This is a genomic window from Stenotrophomonas sp. STEN021, assembly GCF_056760175.1.
This window is the reverse complement of the sequence record NZ_JBRREH010000030.1, coordinates 24,750-49,652: the sequence shown is the minus strand read 5'-3', so window position 1 is coordinate 49,652 and position 24,903 is coordinate 24,750. Positions and strand designations below refer to the sequence as shown.

The 24,903-nt window shown below is 63.9% G+C and carries 22 protein-coding genes and 2 tRNA genes; 11 read left to right on the top strand and 13 right to left on the bottom strand.

Annotation, left to right across the window (positions count from 1 at the left end; all coding sequences use genetic code 11):
• Positions 1–157: 157 nt before the first annotated feature.
• Entirely contained in the window at positions 158–766 is a 609-nt protein-coding gene (locus ACVOL0_RS08705; protein ID WP_481548749.1) for a DUF1294 domain-containing protein, read from the top strand.
• 75 nt (positions 767–841) lie between these two features.
• Positions 842–1,114, top strand: a complete 273-nt coding sequence (locus ACVOL0_RS08700) for a hypothetical protein (protein ID WP_481548748.1) — start codon at positions 842–844, stop codon at positions 1,112–1,114.
• A 61-nt stretch (positions 1,115–1,175) separates the two neighbouring features.
• On the opposite strand, the gene cydC is transcribed toward ACVOL0_RS08700, so the two are convergent.
• Positions 1,176–2,843 (bottom strand): thiol reductant ABC exporter subunit CydC, encoded by a 1,668-nt coding sequence (gene cydC, locus ACVOL0_RS08695; protein WP_481548747.1) that lies wholly within the window; start codon positions 2,841–2,843, stop codon positions 1,176–1,178.
• A complete protein-coding gene (gene cydD, locus ACVOL0_RS08690; RefSeq protein WP_481548746.1) occupies positions 2,840–4,708 on the bottom strand; it encodes a thiol reductant ABC exporter subunit CydD in 1,869 nt (622 codons plus the stop codon). The genes cydC and cydD overlap by 4 nt, the downstream gene beginning before the upstream one ends.
• Before the next feature lie 53 nt (positions 4,709–4,761).
• Between cydD and ACVOL0_RS08685 the strand changes: the two genes are divergently transcribed.
• From ACVOL0_RS08685 to ACVOL0_RS08660, 6 genes are all read left to right on the top strand, one after another.
• Positions 4,762–6,348 carry a cytochrome ubiquinol oxidase subunit I gene (locus tag ACVOL0_RS08685; protein WP_481548745.1) on the top strand — a complete coding sequence of 529 codons (1,587 nt, stop codon included), beginning with the start codon at positions 4,762–4,764 and terminating at the stop codon, positions 6,346–6,348.
• A gap of 15 nt (positions 6,349–6,363) precedes the next feature.
• Positions 6,364–7,515, top strand: coding sequence for a cytochrome d ubiquinol oxidase subunit II (gene cydB, locus ACVOL0_RS08680; protein ID WP_313169661.1), 1,152 nt, complete (start codon positions 6,364–6,366; stop codon positions 7,513–7,515).
• Between the two features lie 30 nt (positions 7,516–7,545).
• The gene (cydX, locus tag ACVOL0_RS08675) at positions 7,546–7,656 is read left to right on the top strand and encodes a cytochrome bd-I oxidase subunit CydX (protein ID WP_282269734.1); all 111 of its coding nucleotides are present in this window, start codon (positions 7,546–7,548) and stop codon (positions 7,654–7,656) included.
• Between the two features lie 60 nt (positions 7,657–7,716).
• Positions 7,717–7,793: transfer RNA gene (locus ACVOL0_RS08670), tRNA-Pro, on the top strand.
• 162 nt (positions 7,794–7,955) lie between these two features.
• Positions 7,956–8,032, top strand: a tRNA-Pro gene (locus ACVOL0_RS08665).
• Positions 8,033–8,112: 80 nt separating this feature from the next.
• On the top strand, positions 8,113–9,324 hold the full coding sequence (locus tag ACVOL0_RS08660) for a CynX/NimT family MFS transporter (protein ID WP_481548744.1): 1,212 nt from the start codon (positions 8,113–8,115) through the stop codon (positions 9,322–9,324).
• 331 nt (positions 9,325–9,655) lie between these two features.
• Here ACVOL0_RS08660 and ACVOL0_RS08655 read toward each other — a convergent pair whose 3' ends face one another.
• The 11 genes from ACVOL0_RS08655 to ACVOL0_RS08605 form a co-directional block, all read right to left on the bottom strand.
• Complete coding sequence (locus ACVOL0_RS08655; protein WP_481548743.1) at positions 9,656–10,912, bottom strand: glutamate-5-semialdehyde dehydrogenase; 1,257 nt, start codon at positions 10,910–10,912, stop codon at positions 9,656–9,658.
• A gap of 30 nt (positions 10,913–10,942) precedes the next feature.
• Entirely contained in the window at positions 10,943–12,091 is a 1,149-nt protein-coding gene (proB, locus tag ACVOL0_RS08650) for a glutamate 5-kinase (RefSeq protein ID WP_481548742.1), read from the bottom strand.
• A gap of 4 nt (positions 12,092–12,095) precedes the next feature.
• A complete protein-coding gene (locus tag ACVOL0_RS08645; RefSeq protein ID WP_481508068.1) occupies positions 12,096–12,353 on the bottom strand; it encodes a YciI family protein in 258 nt (85 codons plus the stop codon).
• A gap of 277 nt (positions 12,354–12,630) precedes the next feature.
• Entirely contained in the window at positions 12,631–13,929 is a 1,299-nt protein-coding gene (gene argH / locus ACVOL0_RS08640; RefSeq protein ID WP_481548741.1) for an argininosuccinate lyase, read from the bottom strand.
• A gap of 91 nt (positions 13,930–14,020) precedes the next feature.
• Entirely contained in the window at positions 14,021–14,974 is a 954-nt protein-coding gene (gene argC, locus ACVOL0_RS08635) for an N-acetyl-gamma-glutamyl-phosphate reductase (RefSeq protein ID WP_481548740.1), read from the bottom strand.
• A complete protein-coding gene (locus tag ACVOL0_RS08630) occupies positions 14,971–15,579 on the bottom strand; it encodes a GNAT family N-acetyltransferase (protein WP_481548739.1) in 609 nt (202 codons plus the stop codon). The genes argC and ACVOL0_RS08630 overlap by 4 nt, the downstream gene beginning before the upstream one ends.
• 2 nt (positions 15,580–15,581) lie before the next feature.
• Positions 15,582–16,910 carry an acetylglutamate kinase gene (locus ACVOL0_RS08625; protein ID WP_481548738.1) on the bottom strand — a complete coding sequence of 443 codons (1,329 nt, stop codon included), beginning with the start codon at positions 16,908–16,910 and terminating at the stop codon, positions 15,582–15,584.
• A 72-nt stretch (positions 16,911–16,982) separates the two neighbouring features.
• On the bottom strand, positions 16,983–18,080 hold the full coding sequence (locus ACVOL0_RS08620) for an acetylornithine deacetylase (RefSeq protein WP_481548737.1): 1,098 nt from the start codon (positions 18,078–18,080) through the stop codon (positions 16,983–16,985).
• A 168-nt stretch (positions 18,081–18,248) separates the two neighbouring features.
• Complete coding sequence (locus tag ACVOL0_RS08615) at positions 18,249–19,439, bottom strand: argininosuccinate synthase (RefSeq protein WP_481548736.1); 1,191 nt, start codon at positions 19,437–19,439, stop codon at positions 18,249–18,251.
• 147 nt (positions 19,440–19,586) lie between these two features.
• On the bottom strand, positions 19,587–20,597 hold the full coding sequence (locus tag ACVOL0_RS08610) for an N-acetylornithine carbamoyltransferase (protein WP_293713989.1): 1,011 nt from the start codon (positions 20,595–20,597) through the stop codon (positions 19,587–19,589).
• A 302-nt stretch (positions 20,598–20,899) separates the two neighbouring features.
• Positions 20,900–21,460 carry a hypothetical protein gene (locus ACVOL0_RS08605; RefSeq protein ID WP_481548735.1) on the bottom strand — a complete coding sequence of 187 codons (561 nt, stop codon included), beginning with the start codon at positions 21,458–21,460 and terminating at the stop codon, positions 20,900–20,902.
• Positions 21,461–21,624: 164 nt separating this feature from the next.
• Between ACVOL0_RS08605 and cysS the strand changes: the two genes are divergently transcribed.
• From cysS to ACVOL0_RS08590, 3 genes are all read left to right on the top strand, one after another.
• Positions 21,625–22,992, top strand: a complete 1,368-nt coding sequence (cysS, locus tag ACVOL0_RS08600) for a cysteine--tRNA ligase (RefSeq protein WP_481548734.1) — start codon at positions 21,625–21,627, stop codon at positions 22,990–22,992.
• Between the two features lie 209 nt (positions 22,993–23,201).
• Positions 23,202–23,639, top strand: a complete 438-nt coding sequence (locus ACVOL0_RS08595) for a SufE family protein (RefSeq protein WP_481548733.1) — start codon at positions 23,202–23,204, stop codon at positions 23,637–23,639.
• Positions 23,636–24,871, top strand: a complete 1,236-nt coding sequence (locus tag ACVOL0_RS08590; protein WP_481548732.1) for an MFS transporter — start codon at positions 23,636–23,638, stop codon at positions 24,869–24,871. Before ACVOL0_RS08595 ends, ACVOL0_RS08590 begins: the two co-directional genes overlap by 4 nt.
• Positions 24,872–24,903 lie beyond the last annotated feature (32 nt).

Below are 24,903 nucleotides of genomic sequence, written 5' to 3'. Positions count from 1 at the left end.
GCTGACAATGTTGAAGGTCTTGGCACCTTTGCAATCTGATGAAGCCTCTGCTTCGCGGCTTACGCCGCTCCCACAAAAATAGCCCATATGCAGAAAAATGGCTTCACAGCCACCCACGTTTGCGCTGCAATAGCGGCGACAAACAAGGGCAAGCTCAATGCGCTATCAAGGTCGGCTGCAGGATTGGAACGATGACAAAGGCTTCGGATTCGTGGTTCCGAACGGCGGTGGTGACCGCGCCTTCGTCCACATCAAGGCCTTCGAGCAGCGCACGCAACGCCCGACTGACGGCATGCTGATCAGCTATGCGCTGCGCAAGGACGAACGCGGCCGTTTCAATGCCATCGCGGTGCGCTCGGCAAGTGCCACCAAAACCGTCACGTCCAAACCAAAGCGCCCCCCGTTCACCGCGCGCCTGCCGCATGTCCTGCTGGGCGTATGCGCCCTGCTCTGCGTGCTGGGATTGTGGATTGCCAAACTGGTGCCGGACTGGACCTTGCCGGTGGTCGGCGGCATGAGCGTCGTAGCGCTGGGCTTCTATCTCTACGACAAGGGCGCAGCGGCCCGCGGCGAGCAGCGCACGCCTGAAAACACCTTACACCTGATCTCCCTGCTCGGGGGCTGGCCGGGCGCGCTGATCGGCCAGGGGCTGTTCCGCCACAAGACCAGTAAAACCAGTTTCCAAGCGGTGTTCTGGCTGACGGTTGCACTCAACCTCGCCGCGATCTGGTTCCTCGCCACGGACAAGTTGAGCCTGCTTCAATAAGGCCGGCGGCCGCGGTGTCAACGGCGCGCGGACCAACGCCAGACCAGTAGCCGATCCATTGAACGGGAACCCAGCATGACCTTCTGGTTGATCGCAATTGCAGTCAGTATTGGCCTTGGCCTGGCCGCTGGTGCCATGTGTCACCGCACCTGGCTTGCGGTTCTGCTTGGCGTCCTGCTCGGCGGCTTGCTTGCCCCCTATCTTGGCTTGCGCTTTGTATGGGACGTCACCGGCCACCGCGACGCACAGGATGGTCTGGCTTTTCTATTCGGACCGATGGTCACTGTGCCGATCACTAGTTTGGTTGCCTACGGTTTCAAATGCTGGCGCCAACGCAAAGCAGGCTGATGGCTCGCCCTGCAACGCAACCATCTGGATAACTCCGACGCCGGACCGGCTTCAGCCTTGCCTACTGCAAACTCAAGCGTCCCTGCTGCAACCGGTACTCACGCTGCACAACACCTTCCGGTAGCCGGTCATGGGTAATCATCAACAGGCTGCGCTGACCCAGCGCCGCGGCCAGATCGATCAACAAGGCATGTGCGGTATCCACGTCCAAGCCTTCGGTAGGTTCATCCAGCACCATGATCGGCGCGTTGCGCAACAACGCACGCGCCAAGGCCAGCCGGCGCGCCTGCCCCGCCGACATGGTGGCACCGTTCTCACCCACCCAAGCGGCGAGCCCGCCTTGTTGCTGCGCCCAATCGTTCAAGCGCACCTGCGCCAGTACCGCCCACAGCGCGTCGTCGCTGGCCTGCGGATCACCCACCCGCAGATTGTCCGCAATGCTGCCTGCAAATACCGGCGCCCCTTGTGGCAACCAGGCAATCTGTCGATACCAATCGTCCTGGGCGAACTCACGCAGATCGACACCACCGAAGCGCACTGCCCCCTGCTGCGGGTCCCATAGCCGCAGCAGCAGGGCGGACAACGTCGTCTTGCCGCAGCCGCTGTCGCCACGGATGGCGATGCGCTCCCCCGGCGCCAGCTGCAGATCCACGCCATCCAGCAGACGCCGCGTCTCGCCCGGCCAGGAAAACACCACCTGCTCGAACACAACCGCGGCGGCATCCGCAACCACGGCACGAGGCCGGACCGGGTCCTGCACGGCTGGCGCCTGATCAACAATCTGCCGCAGACGCTTGCCGGCGACCCGCGCCGACTGCAGGGCCTGCCAGGCAATGCCACTGCCTGCGGCAACTTCCAACAAGGCAACGGTCAGGAATACCAGCGTTGCGGCGAATGGCGCCTCCACCTTGCCAGCCTGGAACGCCGTCAAGGCCAACCACAGCATCGCCAACAGGCCAAGACCAGCCAGCGCCGAATGCAGCACGTTGCCACCGATCAGACGGCCACGACGTCGTTGATCGCTGCGCGCCAGCTGCTGCGCAGCTGCATCCACACGCAACGCCCAATCATCGCGGGCATCCAGGGCGGTGAGATCAGCCACGCCTTCCAAACCTTCAAACGCCAAAGTACGCAGGCTGGCGCGCTGCTGCGCGCGCTCGGCCTCGACCGCGTCGCCACGGCGCACCGCGAACACCGGAACGCCGATTCCCACCAACACCGCGAGCACCAGCAACAACAGTGCCGCCGGCCAGTAAATGACTCCGGCCGCGACCACGCTCGCCACGGCGGCGCCCGCCAAGGCCAGCAAAGGACTGATCGCCCGCACCATCAAACCATCGACTTCACCGATATCAGTGATCAACCGCGCCAGCAACTCACCGGTACGACTGCTGCCCAGTCGGGCAGGCGCCAACGGCAGTGCACGCTGGAAGAACCACACGCGTAGGTCACGCGCAATCCGCAAGGTCGCATCGTGGCCAACCAGCTTTTCGAAATAACGCGACACGATGCGCGCCATCGTCAACGCGCGAATGCCGGCCGACGGTGAAAAGAAATTGAAGGTGCCGCCCATGCCCAAGGCGCCAGCCAACGCTGCGGCGGTGAGGAAACCACCAGACAAACCCAGCAGGCCAACCCCGGCCAGCATGGTGGTGAACAGCAGCAGGGTCGCCAACGCCAGCCGCCAGCGGTGGCGCTTGAAGACATCGCGCATCGTCTGTGGGCTCATGCGCGCGCTCCCTGCACTGCAACCTGCACGCCGTCCTGCAGATCGATGATCTTGTCGGCCCAGCGCATCGCCGCCTCGCTATGGGTGGCCATCAGCACGGTGCGACCACGCGTATGCGCGGCCAGGGCCTGCAGCAGGTCCGCCTCGGTCTGCGGATCGAGGAAGGCGGTAGGTTCGTCGAGCAGAAACAGATCCGGCTCCAGCAGCAACAGCCGCGCCAAGCCAATCCGCCGCGCCTCACCGCCGGACAGACCAAAACCACGTTCACCGATCACCGTGTTCAAACCCATCGGCAGATCCTTGGCGAAACGCATCACCTGCGCGACTTCAGCCACCGCCTGCAGCCGCGCAGCGCTTACCGCCGGGTCGGCCAACCGCAGGTTGTCGGCAATGGAGCCATGGAACAGGTAGGGGCGCTGCCCGGCGTAAGCGACGCGCACGCCGTCACGGACCTCGATGCGGCCTTCGCGCGGCGGCAACCATCCAGCCAAGGCTTCCAGCAGGGTGCTCTTGCCACTGCCGCTGGGGCCGACCAGGGCCAGACGCTGGCCCTCAGCAATCTCCAGCGAAAAGTCCTTCAGCACATCATGGGCAGCGCCTTGCGGACGCAATACCACTTTGCGCACCGAAACGAGTGGCGCATGCAGCTGTGCCGGTTCCGGTGCCACCAAGGGTGCAGCAGCAGTCCCATCCGACGGTGGGGCACTATCATCAGCCAGCAGGCGCTCGACCTCGGCCGCTGCCGCCAGCGCATTGGCACGGTCATGGTAGTGGGCAGCCAGGCGCCGCAATGGCGCGTAGAACTCCGGCGCAAGCAGCAGGCAGAACATGCCGGTGCCGAGGGTCGGCACCACCGAGTGCAAGGACATCAGGCCCAGATAGCTCAACCCCAGGTACAGGGCCACCATCGCCACGCTGACCGAGGCGAAGAATTCCAGCACCGTGGAGGACAGGAAGGCGATGCGCAGCACCTTCATGGTGCGCTCGCGCACGCCATCAGCGGCGGCGGCAACCCCTTCCAGCTCGCCTTCACCGCGCCCGTACAGGCGCAACAGGCCCAGGCCCTTGATGCGATCGGCAAAGTGGCCGCTCATGCGTGCCAGCTCGCCCAGCTGTGCCCGACCGGCGGCCTCGGCGCCCCAGCCCACCAACATCATGAAGAACGGCACCAACGGCGCGGTGAAGACGAAAATCAGCGCCACCACCCAGTCCACATAGGCCACGGCGGCGGCAATCAGCAGCGGCACCACCACCACTTCCACCCGCACCGGCTGGAATCCGGCGTAATAGCCCTCGATGGCATCGCCATGCGACAGCAGCAGCTCGCCCAGCTCACCCGTGCGCTGGCGGCGCAGCCACAGCGGCCCGCGTGCCAGCAAACGCCGGTAAACCTGCTCGCGCAGCGCCAGTTTGGCGCTGTCGGCGACCTTGCCGGCAGCGGTCTGGGCGACCCCGCCGAGCAGGCTGCGCAGTACCAGCACCGCCGCCAATATCCAGAAACCGTGAATTACCTGTACCCAATTCAGTCGTTCCACGACTATGCTCTGGATCAACCAGGCAATGGCGCCAGCCTGCACGATCAGCAGCGCACCTGAAGTACAGACGGCCAAGGCCGCCAAACGCTGCTGTGACCGGGCCCCGGACGCCAGAGCCGCCAGCCACTGCTGCTGTACGCGGCGTTGCTGTTGCACCGCGTTGGAATGTGGAACTTCGCTCAAGACTGACAACTCAGGTGAAGGATATCTACGTGATTGTAAGCAAGCCGTACCCAGCCTGCCGGCCCTGCACCATCGGCGTTGGACAGCCAGCCCACATTGATCCAGATCAAGGCATTGGCAGGCCTGAACGGGGAGTATCGCTGCCATAGAACCCCTCCCAGCCACTCCATGACGCCCAATTCCCACGAGGTAGCCAGGCCATGATCGACTCAACAGTCGTAGAACTGTCACGTCTACAGTTCGCGCTGACCGCGATGTACCACTTCATTTTCGTCCCGCTCACGCTGGGGCTCTCTTTCATGATCGCGATCATGGAGAGCGTCTATGTGATGACCGGCAAGGATGTCTGGCGCCGGATGACCCTGTTCTGGGGCGTTCTGTTCGGCATCAACTTCGCCATGGGTGTGGGTACCGGCATCGTGATGGAGTTCCAGTTCGGCATGAACTGGTCCTACTACAGCCACTATGTGGGTGACATCTTCGGCGCACCGCTGGCCATCGAAGGCCTGATGGCGTTCTTCCTGGAAGCGACCTTCATCGGTCTGTTCTTCTTCGGCTGGGGCCGCCTGTCCAAGGTGCAGCATCTGACCGTGACCTGGTTGATGGCACTGGGCACCAACCTGTCGGCACTGTGGATCCTGATCGCCAACGGCTGGATGCAGTACCCGGTGGGTGCGGTGTTCAACCCGGAAACGATGCGCATGGAGGTGGTGGACTTCGCCGCCGTGCTGCTGAACCCGGTAGCCCAGGCCAAGTTCGTGCACACCGTCTCGGCCGGTTATGTGGCTGGCGCGATGTTCGTGATGTCGATCTCGGCCTTCTTCATGCTGCGCGGCAAGCACCGTGACATCGCCCGCCGCTCGTTCGCAGTGGCTTCGGCGTTCGGCCTGCTGGCGTCCATCTCGGTTGCCGTGCTGGGTGATGAGTCCGGTTACGCCACGGCCGAAAACCAGAAGATGAAGCTGGCTGCCATCGAAGGCATGTGGCATACCCATCCGGCTCCGGCACCGTTCACTGCATTCGGCATCCCGAACCAGCAGGAACAGCGCAATGACTTCGAAGTGCAGATCCCGTACGTGATGGGCCTGATCGCCACCCGTTCGCTGGATGAGGAGATCCCGGGCATCCTGGACCTGGTCAAGCAGGCCGAAGGTCGCGTCAAGGGTGGCCAGATCGCCTACGCCGCACTGGAACGCATCCGCGCCGACAAGAATGACGTTGAAGCCCGCGAGGTCTTTGACCGTCATTGGCAGGATCTGGGCCACGGCCTGTTGCTGAAGCGTTACCGCGACGACATCGAGAACGCCACCCCCGAACAGATTGCACAGGCTGCGCTGGATACGGTGCCAACGGTTGGCCCGCTGTTCTGGACCTTCCGCGTCATGGTCGGCCTCGGCATCTACATGATTGGTTTCTTTGCCCTGGCCTTCTACTACTCCTGCCGCAACAACTTCGAGGACAAGCGCACCTTCCTGCGGGTTGCCCTGTGGTCGCTGCCGGCACCGTGGATCGCCATCGAATGCGGCTGGTTCATCGCCGAGTACGGCCGCCAACCGTGGGCTGTTGATGGTGTGCTGCCGACGTTCTATGCCGCTTCGGGCCTGGCCGTCTACGAAATCCTGGCAACGCTGGTCGGCTTCACCGCGCTGTACACGGTGCTGCTGGTCATCGAAGTCAAGCTGATGCTCAAGGCCATCCGCAAGGGCCCGGACGACATCCTGCCTTCGCTGCAGCAGTCGGCCGTCGCAAACAACCACGCCAATGCCGCCAGCAACGGCCAGGCATAAGGCAGGAGAACACACATGGAATTCATTCTTCTGGACTACACGACGCTACGCGTGATCTGGTGGCTGCTGCTTGGCGTGCTGCTGATCGGCTTCGCGGTGATGGACGGTTTCGACCTGGGCGTTGGCACCTTGCTGCCGTTCGTGGCCAAGACCGATGAAGAGCGCCGCCTGGTGATCAACACCATCGGCCCGGTTTGGGAAGGCAACCAGGTGTGGCTGGTGCTCGGTGGCGGCGCGATCTTCGCCGCCTGGCCGCCGCTGTATGCGGTGAGCTTCTCCGGCTTCTACCTGGCGATGTTCCTGATCCTGTTCGCCCTGATCCTGCGCCCGGTCGGCTTCAAGTACCGCGGCAAGATGCCCAGCCAGCGCTGGCGCAACAACTGGGACAAGGCGCTGTTCATCGGCGGCTTCATCCCGGCGCTGATCATGGGCGTGGCGGTTGGCAACGTGCTGCTTGGCGTGCCGTACCACTTCGATGACACCCAGCGCGTGTTCTATACCGGCAACCTGCTCGGCCTGTTGACCCCGTTCGCCCTGCTGGCTGGCCTGGTCAGCGTGGCGATGCTGGTGTCGCACGGTGCGGCCATGCTGGTGCTCAAGACCAGCGGCCCGGTCGCTGAGCGTTCGGCAAAGATCGGCAGCATCGCCGCCATCGCCTCGTTCGTACTGTTCGCCCTTGCCGGTGCCTGGGTTGCCTTCGGCCTGCCGGGTTACCAGATCACCTCGCAGGTGGTGACCGACGGTGCCAGCAACCCGCTGTTGAAGACGGCTGAGTTCTCCCAGGCCGGTGGCTGGCTGCACAACTACAGCACCATGCCGGCCACGATCCTGGCGCCGGTGGTGGGCCTGCTGGGTGCACTGGCCAGTGCGGTGTTGTTGCGCAAGCGTCGTGGCGGCCTGGCCTTCATCGCCTCCGGTGCCTCCATTGCCGGCATCATCTTCACCGTTGGCTTTGCGATCTTCCCGTTCCTGTTGCCCTCCTCCACCCAGCCAGGCTCCAGCCTGACGGTGTGGGACGGTTCCTCCAGCCACCTGACCCTGTGGGTGATGCTGCTGGCCACCGTCATCTTCCTGCCGATCATCATCGCCTACACCACCTGGGTGTACCGCGTACTGAAGGGCAAGACCACGCTGGAAGAAATGGGTGAAAACCCGAACGCCTACTGATCCGCAACGACAACATCAAGGAGACAACTCATGTGGTATTTCGCTTGGATTCTGGGTGCTGGCCTCGCTGCGACGGTCGCCATCCTCAACGGCATGTGGTTTGAAGCGCGGGAAGCAAACAAGATCGATGCAAAGCGCTGAAAAACTGCGTGAAGGTATTGCCAAAACGCCGGACTGAGCGTATCTTTCCGGCTCCCTTCGCGGGGTGTAGCTCAGTCTGGTAGAGCGCTACGTTCGGGACGTAGAGGTCGCAGGTTCGAATCCTGTCTCCCCGACCAAAGGGTCGGTAAAAAAGCCTGGAATAACGGCAACGTTTTCCAGGTTTTTTATTCGCCAGCACACCGTTGCTGGCAGCCAACGCACCACGCCTTGCAGGCCGCGTTGGCTGAACAAAAGAACTTGCAAGGCACGAGGTTCACCGCTATCATAGGCGGCTCCTTCGGGGTGTAGCTCAGTCTGGTAGAGCGCTACGTTCGGGACGTAGAGGTCGCAGGTTCGAATCCTGTCTCCCCGACCAATTTGACAAAAGCCGGCCTCTGGTCGGCTTTTGTTTTTGGTGGGTTTCAAACGGCGCCACCCACCGCGTCGGAGTAAGCAATGTCCACGCCCGCACCCTCCCCCATTCGGCATCCCCTGCTCAAGGGCCGCCTGCTGGCATTTGCCGCCATCGTCCTGGTCGCAGCCAACCTGCGCAGCGCGGTCACCTCGCTGACCCCATTGCTGGACCGGCTCGGTCACGTCTTCGATTTCGGCAGCACCATGACCGGTGTGCTCGGCATGATGCCGACCGCCGCCTTCGCCGTGTTTGGCCTGGCCACGCCACGTATCACCCGCGCCATCGGTCTGGAACGCACCGCCGTACTGACCATGGTGCTGGCGACCATTGGCCTGCTGCTGCGCGCCTTTGCCAACGACGTTGGCATGCTGCTGCTCGGCTCGGCCATCGCCCTGGCCGGCATGGGCATGGGCAACGTGGTGGTGCCGCCATTGGTGAAGCGCTACTTCGCCGATCGCGTTGGCACCTTGAGCACCATCTACATCACCGTGCTGCAGGCCGGCACGATGGTGCCGGCGCTGCTGGCGGTGCCAGTCGCCGATCAATTTGACTGGCGCATTTCGCTGGGCATGTGGTCGATGCTTTCCGTAGCCGCATTGCTGCCTTGGATCCTGCTGGCACGCAGCGCCCCGCGCGTGGAAACAAGCAGCACCAGCACCGAACATGCAGCCGGTCGCGTCTGGAAGACGCAGCTGGGCTGGGGCATGGCGCTGATGTTCGGCATGACCTCGCTGGGCACGTATTCGCTGTTCACCTGGCTGCCGAAGGTGATGGTGGAAGCCGGCGCCAGTGAATCCTTCGGCGGCGTGATGGTCGCGGTGTATTCGGCTATCGGCCTGCTGCCCTCGCTGCTGGTGCCCGCATTGGCGGTACGCATGCGCAACCCCTTCCCGATCGCGGTGATGGTGTTCGTACTGAACCTGGTCGCCTTCGCCGGCCTGCTATGGGCACCAATGAGCGCGCCGCTGTTGTGGGCTGTCATCGCGGGCCTTGGCCCATCAACCTTCCCACTCGGCCTGACCCTGATCAACCTGCGCACGCGCAGCCAGGCTGGCTCGGCAGCACTGTCCGGCTTCATGCAGGGTGTGGGCTACAGCCTGGCCAGCCTGGGCCCGCTGTTGTTCGGCTGGCTGCATGGCATGAGCGATGGCTGGGCATGGTCGTTTGCCTTCCTCGCCTGCTGCTCCGGCGTGTTGTTGACCGGTGCGTGGTTTGCCTGCAAACCGCAGCAGCTGGAAGATCACTGGAAATGAGTTGTTGCTGATACACGAAAGCCGCCGAAGTGATTCGGCGGCTTTTTCGTATTCGTGCAAACAACGTCGCCCGACACTGAGGCTTACCGGCTCTTGTGGGAGCGGCGTAAGCCGCGAAGCTGACAGTGCTGGGGTCTTGGAGCTTTGTGCACATTGAAACTATGAGTGCTTCGCGGCTCAAACGGCTATTACAGAAGAACGAGGATCAATGCCGGCCGATGTAGCCCGGGTAAGCGCAGCGCACCCGGGGAGTGCAACGATCGAAACAATGGGTCAACGAATACTACGTGCCTCCCGGGTGCGCTGCGCTTACCCGGGCTACGACGGCAACCTACTTCAGCGGATGCCGGACCTGGCCTTCGCCACGCACCACGAAACGCTCAACCGTCAGCGCCTCCAGACCCATCGGGCCGTAGGAATGCAGGCGAGTCGTGGAAATGCCGATCTCCGCACCAAGGCCGAGCTCGCCGCCATCGGAGAATCGCGAGGAGGCATTGACCATCACCACCGCCGAACGCAACGCGCGTATGAACGCCTCGCCGTGCGCTGGATTGGCAGTGGCAATGACTTCGGTGTGATCGGAGGTATGGGCCTGGATGTGCGCAATGGCTGCAGCCAGGTCCGGCACCACGCGGATAGCCAGGATCAGATCGAGGTATTCGGCCGCATAGTCGTCTTCGCTTGCCGGGACGATATCGGCAACCAGCGCCTGGGTGGCCGCATCACCCCGCAGCTCAACACCACGCTCACGCAGCGCCGCCGCTGCCAATGGCAGGAACTCAGCGGCGATACCCTCATGCACCAGCAAGGTCTCCAACGAGTTGCAGGCTGCCGGTCGCGAGGTCTTGCCGTCGATCAAGAGATCCACAGCAAGCTGCAGGTCGGCGCTGTCATCGACGAACAGGTGGCAGACGCCCTTGTAGTGCTTGATCACTGGCACCCGCGCATGCTCGGCAACGAAGCGGATCAGACCTTCACCACCGCGCGGAATCGCCAGATCGATGATGTCGTTGAGCTGCAGCAGCTCCAGCATGGTCTCACGGCGCAGGTCTTCAACCAGTGTGAGTGCCGCATCCGGCAAACCCGCCTCGCGCAGAGCACGTTTGAGGCTGGCGGCAATCGCCGTATTGGAGTGGATGGCTTCAGAGCCGCCGCGCAGGATCACGCCATTTCCGGCCTTGATGCACAGCGCTGCCGCGTCAGCCGTCACATTCGGCCGCGCCTCGTAGATCATCGCGATCACCCCCAGTGGCACCCGCACCTTCTGCACACGGATGCCATTGGGGCGGTCGTAGTCGCGGGTCACCTCGCCCACCGGATCCGGCAAGGCGGCCACTTCACGCAGCGCATCGGCCACGCCGCGCAGGCGCTCCGGATTCAAGGCCAGACGGTCCAGCATCGCCGAGCCAACCCCCTTGTCGCGCGCCGCCTGCAGGTCGCGCGCGTTGGCGGCGAGGATGCTGCCTGCATCGGCTTCCAGCGCAGCCGCCATCGACTTCAGCAGCGTGCTGCGGGCTTGACTGGAAAGCAGGCCCAGTTGCTGCGCGGCATCGCGGCATTGCAATGCAAGGGTGCGGATATCACTCATGTTCTGTCCTGCCGATGATCAAAGGAAAACTCACAGCAACACCAGGTCGTCACGATGGATCACGTTGTCGCCGTAGTTGTAGCCCAGGATGGATTCGATCTCGCTGGTGTGGTGCTGGCTGATGCGGCGGATATCGACGGCGGAATACTGACTGACGCCACGTGCCACGCGCTGCTGCCCGTGCGGATCGAACAAGCGTACTTCCACCATATCGCCGCGACGGAACTCGCCTTCTGCACCCACCACGCCACCGGGCAGCAGCGAGGCACCCTTGTCGCGCAATGCGCGCGCCGCGCCGGCATCGATCAGGATCGCGCCCGGCTCAAGCGGTGCGTGCTTCAACCAGTATTTGCGAGCGGCAATGCGCGACTGCCCTGCATGCAGGCGGGTGCCATGCAACCTCCCTTGCGCCAGGCCGCGCACGACATCGCCGCTGCGGCCATTGAACAGGAACGTATCGATGCCCGCGGCACCGGCCTTGGCCGCGGCTTGCAGCTTGGTGTGCATGCCGCCAGTGCCGACTGTACTGCCGCTGCCGCCGGCCATCGCCAGGATGTCCGGCGTCAGCTCGGTGACTTCGTTGATCGGTTGCGCATCGGGATTGCTGCGCGGATCAGCGGTGTAGAGGCCGTCGATGTCGGTGGCGATGAACAAGGCATCGGCGTCGACCAGCGCGGCGACGATGGCGGCGAGATTGTCGTTGTCGCCGAGCTTGAGCTCATCCACCGACACGGTGTCGTTCTCGTTGATGACCGGCAACGCGCCCAGCGCCAACAACTCATTGAGCGTTGCGCGCGCGTTGAGGTAGCGGCGGCGATTGCGCAGGTCATCGTGTGTCAGCAACACCTGCGCCACCGGGCGCTCGAAGAAGCGCTGCCACAGCCCGATCAGCTGCGCCTGGCCCAGGGCAGCCAAGGCCTGTCTTGCGGCCATGGCCGCGCCGGCTTCGGCTGCCTTGGGCACGATGGCGCGACCAGCAGCCACTGCACCGGAAGAGACGATCACCACTTCGCGCCCGGCCAGCACATTGGCCGAGACGAACTGCGCCAACCCGAGCGCGAAGCGTGGGGTCAAGCCACCGCCATCGGCGGCCAGCAGGCTGCTGCCGACCTTGAGGACGGCGCGGCGCCACTGCGGCAGTGCTTGTTCGGTGAACGGGGAAAACGTCGTCTGGATCATGGGATCAGCGGGTGTTCCACTCGTGGATGGTCAGCTCGGAGCTGCCCTGGATGGCCAGAGGGTCGCTGGCGACGATGGCCTTGGCGGCTTCGAGGGTGTCGACATTCTTCAGCACATACGCGCCGCCGGTACCGTCGCTGAAGCCACCGGTCAGGTGCAGCTGGTCTTTCGCAACAAGTGCGTTGAGGAAAGCTATGTGTGGGGCAATCACTGCGTCGTCGAATGACGGCTTGCGCATTGCCAGTACCAAATAGAGCTTCATTGAATTCTCCTTTAGCTGCGTATGACACCACGCCGAAGCGGAAGTTGGTGCGATTGCTTTCGCTTGGAACTTGCTTTGGCTTTGTCTTTCGGTGTGGCAATCGCTGTCCCTTCTCCCGCCTGCGGGAGAAGGTGCCCGAAGGGCGGATGAGGGGGCTTTTGACTGTACGTAGCTAGAAGAAGCTTCCCCTCACCCCAACCCGTCTCCCGCAAGCGGGAGCGGGGCCTGAGCAAGAGCCAAACCAATACGGGCGCCTTCCGGCGCCCGCATCAGAACATCAGCCCTGCAACGCGCTCCAGCGCGCACTGAGCTCTTCCAGGCGAAGGTCCGCTGCAGCACCGGGCGACACGCGCGCCGCCAGGCTGCCTTCAGGCGTACGCCCCTGCCCCGCCGTATCCGCCGCCTCTGCTGCGGCCTTGTAAGCATCACGGAACGGCACGCCCGCCACCGCGGCTTCCACCGCAACATCGGTCGCATACATGCCCGAATCAATCGCTGCGCGGATGTTGTCATCGCGCCAATCCAGATTCGACAGCAAGGCCGGCAACAGTTCCAGCGCGGCCAGTCCACGGCCAAAGCCGTGCACGATTGCACCCTTGGAGTTCTGCAGGTCGCGCTGGTAACCGGATGGCAGCGACAGCAGCTGCTCGATCTCGGTGCGCGCCGCAGCGATGCTGGCATGGGTGGCGCGCATCAACTCGATCACATCCGGGTTGCGCTTGTTCGGCATGATCGAGCTGCCGGTGGTGTACTGCGCCGGCAACGCGACGAAAGCGAACTCGCCCGTGGTGAACAGCGACAGGTCCCATGCGATACGACGCAGGTCCAGCGTCGCCCCGCCCAGGGCTTCCAATGCGGCGAGCTCGAACTTGCCGCGCGAGAGCTGCGCGTAGATCGGACTGATCTGCATGCGCGAGAAACCCAGCGCCGCCGTGGTGTGCTCGCGGTCAAGCGGCAGGTTGACGCCGTAACCGGCGGCCGTACCCAGCGGATTGGTGTCGATCAGCGCGCGGGTGTCGCGGGCACGGATGGCATTGTCGATGAAGGCCTCGGCCCAGCCGGCCCACCACATGCCAGCAGAGGAGACCACGGCGCGCTGGATATGCGTGTAACCCGGCAACGGCTGCAGCTGTTCAGCGGCAGCGCGGTCCAAGGCCACCTTGGCAACCTCGATGCTGATCTGTGCAACACGCTCCAGCTTGTCCTTCAGCCACAAACGGGTAGCGACCAGGATCTGGTCGTTGCGGCTACGACCAGTGTGGATCTTGCGGCCAGCATCGCCCAGGCGCTCGGTCAGGCGCGCCTCGATGGCCGAGTGGCAATCCTCGTACTGCTCATCCAGCACGAAGGCGCCAGAGCGGAAATCCTCGGCCAGAACCGCCAGCTCACGCTTCAGCGCCGCCAGCTCATCTGCGCTGAGGATACCGATGTGCTGCAGGCCCTCGGCATGCGCGGTGCTGGCCTGGATGTCGTGCAGGAAGAACTCCCGGTCGAGGATGACATCATCACCGGCCAGGAAGGTCTGGATCTTCGCGTCCACCGCAACGCCGGGTTTCTGCCAAAGCAAATTAGTCATGTCGATCTCTCAGAAAACAATGCATTTGTAGGAGCAGCGTAAGCCGCGAAGCCAAAGATCCAACAGGCCCCCAGCGCTCCCCACAAATAAATCAGTACGGAACAGCCATCAACTCATCCAGCCCCAACGCCCGGTTGAGGTTCTGCAGCGCCTGCGTGGCCGCACCCTTGAGCAGGTTGTCGATGGTCGCCACCACCACCACGCGCTTGTTGCCAGGCGCCATGGTGAAGCCACCAATCTGCACGCCGTGCTTGCCGGCAATGCGGCTGACCCACGGCGCCTCATCCACTACTTCAACCAGCGGCTCGTTGGCGTAACGCTGCTGGTACAGCGCCATCACTTCCTCGCGACCGCGTGGCTGCTGCAGCCACAGGTTAACGGTCATGGTGATGCCACGAAAATGTGGCGCAACATGCGGCATGAACTCCACCGGCACACCAAGCTGGGTCGACACCTCGCGCTCGTGCACGTGATTGGTCAGCGCGTACGGCATCAGGTTGTCGCGCAGCAGCTCGGGGTTGTTCTTGTCCGACGGCGTGGTGCCGGCACCGGACCAGCCGGAGACACCAAAGCAGGTCGGCGGCCCCGCCAGCTGGCTCAGCAGCGGTGCGATCGCCAGTTGCATGGCAGTGGCGTAGCAGCCCGGGTTGCTGATCCGCTTCTGCCCGGCATAGCGGGCGCGGGTCAATTCCGGCAGGCCGTAGTACCAGCTGTTGTCAAAACGATAGTCCGCTGACAGATCAACGATCACCGTATCTGCGGCGACTGCGTCCAGCGCGGCCACAAAAGGCTCGCCCTTGCCGTTGGGCAATGCCAGCACCACCGCGTCCACACCCTTGCCGGCGACTGCCTCAGGGCCCAGGCTCTCATAACGCAGCTCGCCGTTGTAGGCGTCGTTATGGTCAGCCACGCGCTGTCCATCCAACTCACGCGAGGACACGAAGGCCAGCTCGATGCGCGGGTGTGCGGACAGCAGGCGGATCAATTCGGCGCCGGTGTAACCGCGCGCGCCAACGATGCCTACCGAGAATTTGTTGTCAGTCATGAATGCGAATCCAGAAGGAATTGCAGGTGGGTTTTCACCGCCGGCCATTCCGTATCGATGATGGAGAACACCACGGTATCGCGGCGCGATCCGTCGGCGTGACGCTTGTGGCTGCGCAATACGCCATCCTGCTTTGCGCCAAGGCGGGCAATGGCGGTGCGTGAGGCGTGATTGAACCAGCTGGTCTCGAAGCCCACGCTGATGCAACCCAGGGTTTCAAACGCATGCCGCAGCAACAGCAGCTTGGCCTCGGTGTTGAGCCCGCTGCGTTGCACGCGCGGGTGGTACCAGGTGTAGCCGATGTTCAAACGCGGCACGTCGGCTTCAAGCGCGTAGTAGCGGGTGCTGCCGACCACCTCGCCACTGGCATCCTTGACCACGAACGCCAGCACCCTGCCCTGCGCCTGTGCTTCCAGCGCGGCGACGATGTAATGACCTGCGCGTTCCGGCGTGGGTACGTTGGTGTACCAGCAGCGCGACAGTTCGCCATCGCCCAAGGCACGCTGCAGCGCAGCCATATGCTCAAGCTGCAGTGGTTCCAGCGTCACGTGCCGGCCCTTCAGGGTCGGCACCTGGCTCCAATGCCCGGCGGTGGCAAGGTCCATGCTCACCCCTGCAGGCTCGGCTTGCGTTCGCCGCAGTGCGCGACGTAGCCCTTGATGCTGTCGAAGTCATTGGCGCCGAACCAGAACACCTTCCAGTGATCGAGCTTGTAGCAGCCATCCGACTCGGAATAGTAGAAATGGTTGACCGGGTTGCCGTTGCGCGAGCGCCAGAACAGCTGCGGGGTTTCTTCCAGCATCACGTTCCACACCGCGCGGCCCAGGCCTTCGCCCTGCGCGTCATCGAGCACGGCGAACTTGTCCAGGTACACGCCCTCGGCTTCATCGGTCAGCACCACCGCAGTGCGATAGTTCTCGCTGACGTAGGCGCGCAGCAGCTTGGTTTTCTCGAAATAGTCCGGCACCAGGGTGCGGCCGAAGCTCGACTCGATCAGCGACTTCAATCGCGCGGTATCCAGCTGGTCCCACGACGTCGCCTTCAGCACCTTTTCACCACGGCGTACCAGCGTGCCGGAACCCTTGTGGGTGAACAGCTCCTTGGCCAGGTCGGCCGGGCGCGTGATCGATACCGAGGACTCTTCCGGCAAACGATCCAGCAGGTCCTTGATCTGCTCGATCTTGACCCGCATGCCGCCATGGATCCACGGCTGCTGCATCAGTTGATCGTACTCGGTGGACAGGTTGATCGAGTCGATCAGCTTGCCTTCCTCGTCAAGCAGGCCGCCGGTACCGGTCAGGAAGATGATCTTGTACGGCTGCAGTTCCTGCACCAGCTCGTTGGCGGCAAAGTCGGCGTTGACGTTGAGGATCTGCCCGCTCGGGGTTTCGCCCAGGCTGGTGATCACCGGGATCGATCCGGCGCGCAGGCTGGCCTCGATCGGTGCCAGATTGACCTTTTTCACCTCGCCGACCAGACCGTAGGTATCCAGGTCCAGATACTCGGCCTCGAACACACCACCGGTGATCGAAGTAGCACGCGCACCGTTCTGCTGCAGCGCTTCGACCAGCTTGAGGTTGGACTGCTGGAACACCTTGCGCACGATCGCCAATGCTTCCGGCGAGGTCACGCGCAGGCCATCAATGGTCTTCTTCTCGATGCCAGCGGCAGACAGCTCGGCATCCAGCTGCGGGCCGGCGCCGTGCAGCACGATCGGGGTCAGGCCCACTTCCTGCAGGAAGGACAGCGACGAGGTCAGCGCTTCCAGATCATCGCGCAGAACTGCGCCGCCGACCTTGACCACGGCAAAGCGCTTGGCATCAAGCTGCGAAAAGCGCTTGAGGTACTGGCTGATTTCCTTCGCACTGGCCATGCTCGAAAGCAGGCGGACGATGGTCTGGCGGGTCTGGCGGTGCGGCTGCATGGCTGGGGACATTACTTGTATCTACATGGCGACGTTGAAGGTCGCGGGAAGGAGCCGGCGGCAGGCCGCCGGGCCACGTGCGGCTCAGGCGCCGCGTTGCAGGATCTGCAGCACCGATTCGGCGTAGCGCTGCAGTTGCTCCAGCGTCACGAATTCATCGGCGGTGTGGGCCTGGGCGATATCGCCGGGACCGTACACCATGGTTGTGTAACCACCAGCCGAGAACAGCGAGGCCTCGGTCCAGAAATCCACGGCGTTGCCGATTGGCAGGCCCAGCTCGTCAGCGATATCACGCGCGGCCAGACGACGTTCCTCGGCGCGGGCGATATCACCGGAGGGCAGGCTCGGGCCGCGGAAGGTTTCTTCAAAATGCGCGGCCTGCGGCTCGGCAAAGCCCGCGAAAGTCCCCAACAGTGCATCGATATCCATCGACGGCAGCGGCCGGAAGCCAAAACGCAGCTCGGCCTCGGGCGCAATCATGTTGGCCTTGATGCCGCCTTCGACGCGGCCGATGTTGAAGCGCAGGCCGGTCAGGCCACCAAAGCGCGCATGCGCCAGCGACTCGACGTGCTCCAGTGCCTTGCCACCCCAGCGCATCGCCTGGTGCAAGGCACTGGCGGAGGGGTCCTGCTTGCCCGAGGCGTGGCCGGCACGGCCCTGGAACTTCATCAGTACCGAACTGATGCCACGGTGCGCGAGTACCGCCTCGCTCATGGTCGGCTCGGCGACGATCACCGCTTCGTACGGAATGCCACGCGCCAGGAAGGCAGCGATGCAACGCGGATCGTTGGCTTCTTCGTCACTGGAGAACAGGAACGCGGCGTCGCCGTCGCTCAGGTTGGCGGCTGCCACCAGCGCCGCAGCGGCGCCCTTGATGTCGCAGACGCCGAGGCCGACCACGCGGTCGTCCAGGCGACGCATCACGTGCGGATCGGCCGACCAGTGCGGCGAATCCGGCACGGTATCCAGATGCACGTTGAACAGGTACTTGGGGGTGCCACGCACCGCGTAGAAGCTGACCGCACCGGCGCCGTGGTCGATCACTTCGACATTGAAGCCCGGCAGGTTGTCGCGCAGGTAATCAAAGATGCCACCGGTGGTGATGGCACGCGGCGGATTGCGGGTGTCGTAGAACACCAGCTTTTCCAGGTGATCGAGGGTGGATTGGAGCAGCTTGGTCATGGTTTCAATTCGTAGCGAAGGCGGACGAAAGCTCCCTTCTCCCGGCGGGAGAAGGTGCCCCGAAGGGGCGGATGAGGGTAAGGCCGCACCAAAGCGGTGTGTGGCTGCGCCCCTACCCTCACCCCCAACCCCTCTCCCGGTGGGAGAGGGGCTTTGAGCTGACAGCGCTTAGCGGTTGACCTGCGCGTACAGCGTGGAGCTCATGCCAAACAGCTTGATGAAGCCTTCGGCTTCTTCCACGCCCCAGTCCGCCGACTGCGCATAAGTCGCGCCCTTGGCGTTGAGGATGTGCTCCGAACGCACGGCCACCGCATCAACGCGGCCGCCGCGGGTTTCCAGCACCACTTCGCCGGTCACCTTGGACTGCGAGGACTTCAGGAAGGCTTCGATGTCGGCCTTCAGCGGGTCGTGGTAGAAGCCTTCGTACACCAGCTCCACCCACTTGCGCGCGACTTCGGGCTTGAAGCGGTTCTGCTGCTTGGTCAGCACGGTGTCTTCCAGCGCGCGGTGCGCGGCCAGCAGCGAGACAAGGCCCGGGGCTTCAAACACGATGCGACCCTTCAGGCCGATCACGGTGTCGCCGGTGTAGACGCCACGGCCCACGCCGTACTGCGCGAACAGCTTGTTGAGCTTGGCCAGGATCTGCTCACCCGGCAGTTCCTTGCCGTCCAGTGCAACTGCTTCGCCCTCGACGAACTTCAGGGTCACGGTCAGTGGCTCCACCGGCCATGCGCTGCGCGGTGCGCACCAGCCACGGGCGCCCTCGCCCGGAGCTTCCCACTTGTCGATCTCGCCGCCGGACATGGTCAAGCCCAGCAGGTTCTCGTTGATGGTGTAGGCCTGCTGCTTGGCGCGCACGCCGAAGCCACGCGCTTCCAGGTACTTCTGCTCGTAGGCGCGGGTCTGGGTGTGTTCCTTCTGGATTTCACGGATCGGCGCGACGATCTGGTAGTCGCCCTGGGCCTTCACCGCCAGGTCGAAACGCACCTGGTCGTTGCCCATGCCGGTGCAGCCGTGGGCGATGATGTTGGTGCCCAGTTCGGCGGCGCGCTTGAGCGCGGCATCGACGATCAGGTAACGGTCGGAGACCAGCAGCGGGTACTGGCCCTGGTAGCCCTCGCCTGCCCACACGAACGGCTTGACGAAGCCATTCCAGATGGCCGGGCCGCCATCGACGGTGACGTGGCTGGTGACGCCCAGCTCGGCCGCACGCTTTTCGATGAAGTCACGCTCGTCGGCATCCACGCCGCCGGTGTCGGCAAACACGGTGTGCACGTTGTAGCCGCGCTCCTGCAGGTAAGGCACGCAGAAGCTGGTGTCGAGGCCGCCGGAGAAGGCGAGGACGATGTCTTTGCTCATGGGGAAGGAATCTCTGCTGTGGTTCTTGAGCCCCTCCCCCGCCGGGGGAGGGGTTGGGGAGGGGGTAGGCGTATACGAGGATGCATCTGGAGTGAGGAGCTTTACCCTCACCCCAATCCCTCTCCCATTGGGAGAGGAGCTAAAGCATTACTTGCCGATCACTGCCGCCATGATCGCTTTCTGCACATGCAGGCGATTCTCGGCTTCGTTGATTGCAATACATTGCGGCGAATCCATCACGCCGTCAGTCGCCTTGACGTTACGGCGCAGCGGCAGGCAGTGGCTGAACACGCCATTGTTGGTCAGCGCCATCTTGGCTTCGTCGACGATGAAGTGCTTGTACTGGTCGCGGATCGGCTTTTCCGGTTCCCAGTTGCCGAAGAACGGCAGCGCGCCCCAGCTCTTGGCGTAGACGACATCGGCGCCGGCATAGGCGCTCTGGATGTCGTGGCTGACCTGCAGCGAGCCGCCGCTTTCGGCCACGTTCTGCTCGGCCCAGCCCATGTAGCGCTCGTCCAGGATGTAGTCCGGGGTCGGGCACAGCAGGGTCACGTCCATGCCCATGCGGGTGGCGATGGTCAGCGCCGAGTTGGCCACGGCGGTGTTCAGCGGCTTGGGATGGTAGGTCCAGGTCAGCACGTACTTCTTGCCGCGCAGGTCGCTGGTGCCGAAGTGCTCCTGCAGCGCCAGGATGTGCGCCAGCTCCTGGCAGGGATGGGTGATGGTCTCCATGTTGATGACCGGCACCGGCGAGTACTTGGCGAAACTCTTGAGCACCTGGTCCTCGCGATCCTTGCTCCAGTCCACGAACTTCGGGAAGGCACGCACGCCGATCAGATCAACGTAACGGCCCAGCACCTTGGCCACTTCGGCAATGTGCTCTTCGGTATCGCCGTCCATCACCGTGCCGAGGTTGAACTCAATCGGCCATGCGTCCTTGCCCGGCTGCAGTACCACCGCATGACCGCCCAACTGGAACGCGCCCAGCTCGAAGCTGGTGCGGGTACGCATGGACGGGTTGAAGAACACCAGGGCGATCGACTTGCCCTTCAGGTCGTCACCCAGCTTGTTCTGCTTGAACAAGGCTGCCTGGGTGAGCAGCGCATCAAGTTCGGCGCGGCTCCAGTCCTGGGTGTTCAAAAAGTGCTTCAGAGACATCGATCCATCCTTTATTGCGGAGATCCACCGTCACCGGTGGGCGGATGCGCATACGCGCGGCTCATTGCGTTTGTAACTTTTGCCGAACCAGAAACGAAAAAACCCAGCCTGGGCTGGGTTTTCCGAACAGACAGCACGAAGCTCCGGTCACCCAGCGAATATGTGGGATTCCGGTCGGCGGGCACGGGACGTCATGCCGGAGGCCATCCGGGCGGTGCTGGATTCGTGCTGGAAGCTGGTGGCTTTCATCGTCGAGCATACTCGCACGCGGGTCAGGCCGGCGCAAGTGTCGCGGTGCAACATCAAGGACCGCTGTTGGCGGCCGGCGGCGCCTGGCCGATGTCCGGGGTGATCGACACCCGCAGCTTGAGCCGGTTACCGGGGTCTTCCGGCAGCCGTGAGCGGAATTTGATGCCCTTGTAGACGTAGTCCACGTCATAGGCGATAGGCCGGCGGAATTCACGCCCAACCTCGACAATCTTGCACTCCGGCGTCAGCAATGCGGAAGAGCCGCCAGCGCCCTGGGGGGCAAGCGCCATTTCTTCTTCCTGGGCCGCCTGTCCTTCCTGATGGCTGAACATGCCACGCACGGAGTCCCAGAAGCGGCGGAACCCGCCCTTGTCTTCCTCGCCCTTGACCTGCACCGGCGCCAGCGTACGGGTGGATACCGGCTCGCAGTGTTCCTCGGTGCGACTGGCGCGCAGTGTCTGGAACACCGGCTCGGCATTGAGCACCTGCGCGTAGTCGTAGCGCACGTTTTCCATGATCACCACGCGATTGCGCTGCTCCGGTTCCTGCGCAAGCGCGGGCACGGCGGCACCAGCCAACAGGCATATCGTCGACAGCAATGGAGCAGGTTTCATCAAGATATCGGCAGGAGCTGGGCGCGAGTGACGGGTACTAGTGTAGGCAGCACAGCTGCCCCGGGCCTGAACATTACCCATCCGCACACGTATTGCCCAGCCCGGGGATGCCCGACCCGGCCCGGCCAGCTAGAATTGACAGGTTCGTTTACCCCCGGATTGCCATGACCCTGCGCCTGCACAACAACCTGACGCGGCAGCTGGAGCCGTTTGCTCCGCTCGACCCCGCCGCCCCCACCCTGTATGTGTGCGGCCCCACGGTCTACAACTATGTACATATCGGCAATGCGCGCGGCCCGGTGGTGTTCGGCGTGCTGGCCGACCTGCTGCGCCGCCGGTACGGCAAATTGCGCTACGCGCGCAACATCACCGACGTTGACGACAAGATCAACGCCGCGGCCAAGGATCAGGGCGTGCCGATCTCGGCCATCACCGACCGTTTCGCCGCCGCCTACCGCGAGGACATGGCCGCGCTTGGCGTAGTGCCGCCGGATATCGAGCCGGAGGCCACCGCGCACATCCCACAGATCATCGCCATGATCGAGCAGCTGATCAGCACCGATCATGCCTATGCCGCCGAGGGTCATGTGCTGTTCTCGGTCGGCAGCTTCGCCGATTACGGCAAGCTCTCGCGCCGCGATCCGGAGGAAATGCTGGCCGGCGCCCGCGTCGAGGTCGCCCCGTACAAGCGTGATGCCGGCGACTTCGTGCTGTGGAAGCCCTCCAGCGACGACCTGCCGGGCTGGGACTCGCCCTGGGGCCGTGGCCGCCCGGGCTGGCATATCGAGTGCTCGGCGATGGCTGCCGCGCACCTGGGCCCGACCATCGACATCCATGCCGGCGGTGTTGACCTGCAGTTCCCGCACCACGAGAACGAGATCGCACAAAGCGTCTGCGCCCATGGCGGGCAGACCTTTGCCCGTTTCTGGCTGCACAACGGCATGCTCAACTTCGGCGGCACCAAGATGAGCAAGTCGATCGGCAATATCGAGCGGGTGCATGACCTGGTACGCCAGCACCCACCGGAAGCGCTGCGCTATGCGCTGCTGTCGGCCCACTACCGGCAGCCGCTGGAATGGTCCGATGCGCTGATCGAGCAGTCGGTGCGCACCCTGGACCGTTTGTACGGCACCCTGCGTGACCTGGCGGAGGTCAGTGTTGACGGCGCGATTCCGGCTGGCGTCGAGGCGGCACTGGACGATGACCTCAACACGCCACTGGCGTTGGCCGAAGTGGCCCGTATTGCCAGCGAAGCACGCAAGGCCGAGTCCGACGAGGACAAGCTGCGCCTGAAGCGCGAGCTGCTCGGTGCAGGCCTGGCCCTGGGCCTGTTGCAGCAGGCGCCGTCCGACTGGTTCGGGCGTGGTGCTGAAGCCGGCGACGACGCACGCATCCAAGCGCTGATCGACGAACGCATCGCCGCCAAGCAGGCACGCGATTTCGGCCGGGCCGATGCCATCCGTGACCAGTTGGCTGCGGAGAACATCGTGCTGGAAGACACGCCGCAGGGTGTGCGCTGGAAGCGGGGCTGACACTTCCTTTCACCGCACCCTCACCCCAACCCCTCTCCCGGTGGGAGAGGGGCTAAGGCGAAAGCTGCAATTGCACATATAGCGTCGGCTCGCGGCGCACTGAGCCCCTCTCCCCTCGCGGGAGAGGGGCTGGGGAGAGGCGGCAACAGCGCCTCTACCCATTCCAAGCCCCTCACCCGCAAGGCGAGCGGCCAAGCACAGGACCCACAATGACCAACTCCCCCTTCCCGCTCGAACCCACCCCCGCCGAAGCCCAGGCCGCCATTGCCGAGGAGTTTTCCTTCTTCGGTGACTGGTCCGAGCGCTACCAGTACCTGATCGACCTCGGCCGTAAGCTGCCCACCTTCCCGGAAGAATGGAAGACCGAGGAGCACCGCCTGCTCGGCTGCCAGTCCATGGTCTGGATCGTGCCCGAAGGCGATGCCGACAAGCTGGTCTTCCATGCGATCAGCGATTCAGCCATCGTCTCCGGTCTGATCTACCTGGCGCTGCGCGTGTACTCGGGCCGTTCAGCGGCTGAAATCCTCGCCACCGAACCGGACTACGTGTCCGCCATCGGCCTGGCCAAGCACCTTTCGCCGACCCGCAGCAACGGCCTGGCCGCGATGCTGGCCTTCATCCGCGACACCGCACTAGCCAAGCAGTGAGCAATACCGGCTCCATCTCCGAATTACTGCGCCAGCCCGGCTACCCCCAGCTGCTGCTGTACCGCATCGCTGGCATGCTGTCCTACCAGATCGTCGCGGTCACGGTCGGCTGGCATATCTATGAAGTCACCCGTAATCCGTTCTCGCTGGGCCTGATCGGCCTGGCCGAGGTGCTGCCCTACTTCTGCGTGGCGCCGTTCGCCGGCTACCTGGTCGATCACCTGCCACGCCGCAAGCTGGGCATGACCGCCTGTCTTGGCCTGATCGCCACCGCCATGATGCTGGTCGCCGTCGCTACCGGCTGGCTGCCAGTCAAAGGCGTATGGCCGATCTACCTGGCGGTGGCACTGACCGGCATGGTCCGCGCCTTCCTGTCGCCGGTCTACAACGCCTTGTTCGCACGCGTGCTGCGTCGCGAGCAGTTCGCGCGCGGTGCCGGCTTTGGCACGGTGGTGTTCCAGGCCGGCATGGTGCTCGGCCCCGCGTTGGGCGGCGTGCTGGTGGCCATAGGCGGCAAAGGGCTGTCCTACGGTGTGGCCGCAGCAATGGCGGTGCTTGCACTGGTCGCCCTGGCCTCGCTCAGGGTCAGCGAACCGGCACCCCCGCAGACCCGCGCGCCGATCTTTGCCAGCATCGCCGAGGGTGCACGCTTCGTGCTGTCCAACCAGATCATGCTGGGCGCGATGGCGCTGGACATGTTCTCGGTACTGCTCGGCGGCGTGGTGGCGATGCTGCCAGCCTTCATCCAGGACATCCTGCATTACGGCCCGGAAGGGCTTGGCATCCTGCGCGCGGCTCCAGCCCTGGGCTCGATTGCGGTCGGCCTGTGGCTGGCCCGGCATCCGCTGCGCCGCAACGCCGGGCGCGTGCTGTTGTTCGCCGTGGCCGGCTTCGGTCTGTGCGTGATCGCCTTCGGGCTGTCGCGCAGCTTCTGGCTCTCGGCGGCCATCCTGGTGTTCTACGGCGCCTGCGACGGCGTCTCGGTGGTGGTGCGCTCGACCATCATGCAGCTGGTCACACCCGATGACATGCGCGGCCGGGTGTCGTCGATCAACGGCATTTTCATCAGCTCATCCAACGAGCTGGGCGCGTTCTACGGCGGCAGCATGGCGCGCCTGCTGGGGCTGGTGACAGCTGTAGTGATCGGCGGTTGCGCGGTGCTCGGCGTAGCCGCCATCACTGCATGGAAGGCACCGCAGCTGCGCAGGCTGGACAACCTGCAGGACCTGTAAACACCAAAGCGCCGGGGCGGCGATGCCCCGGC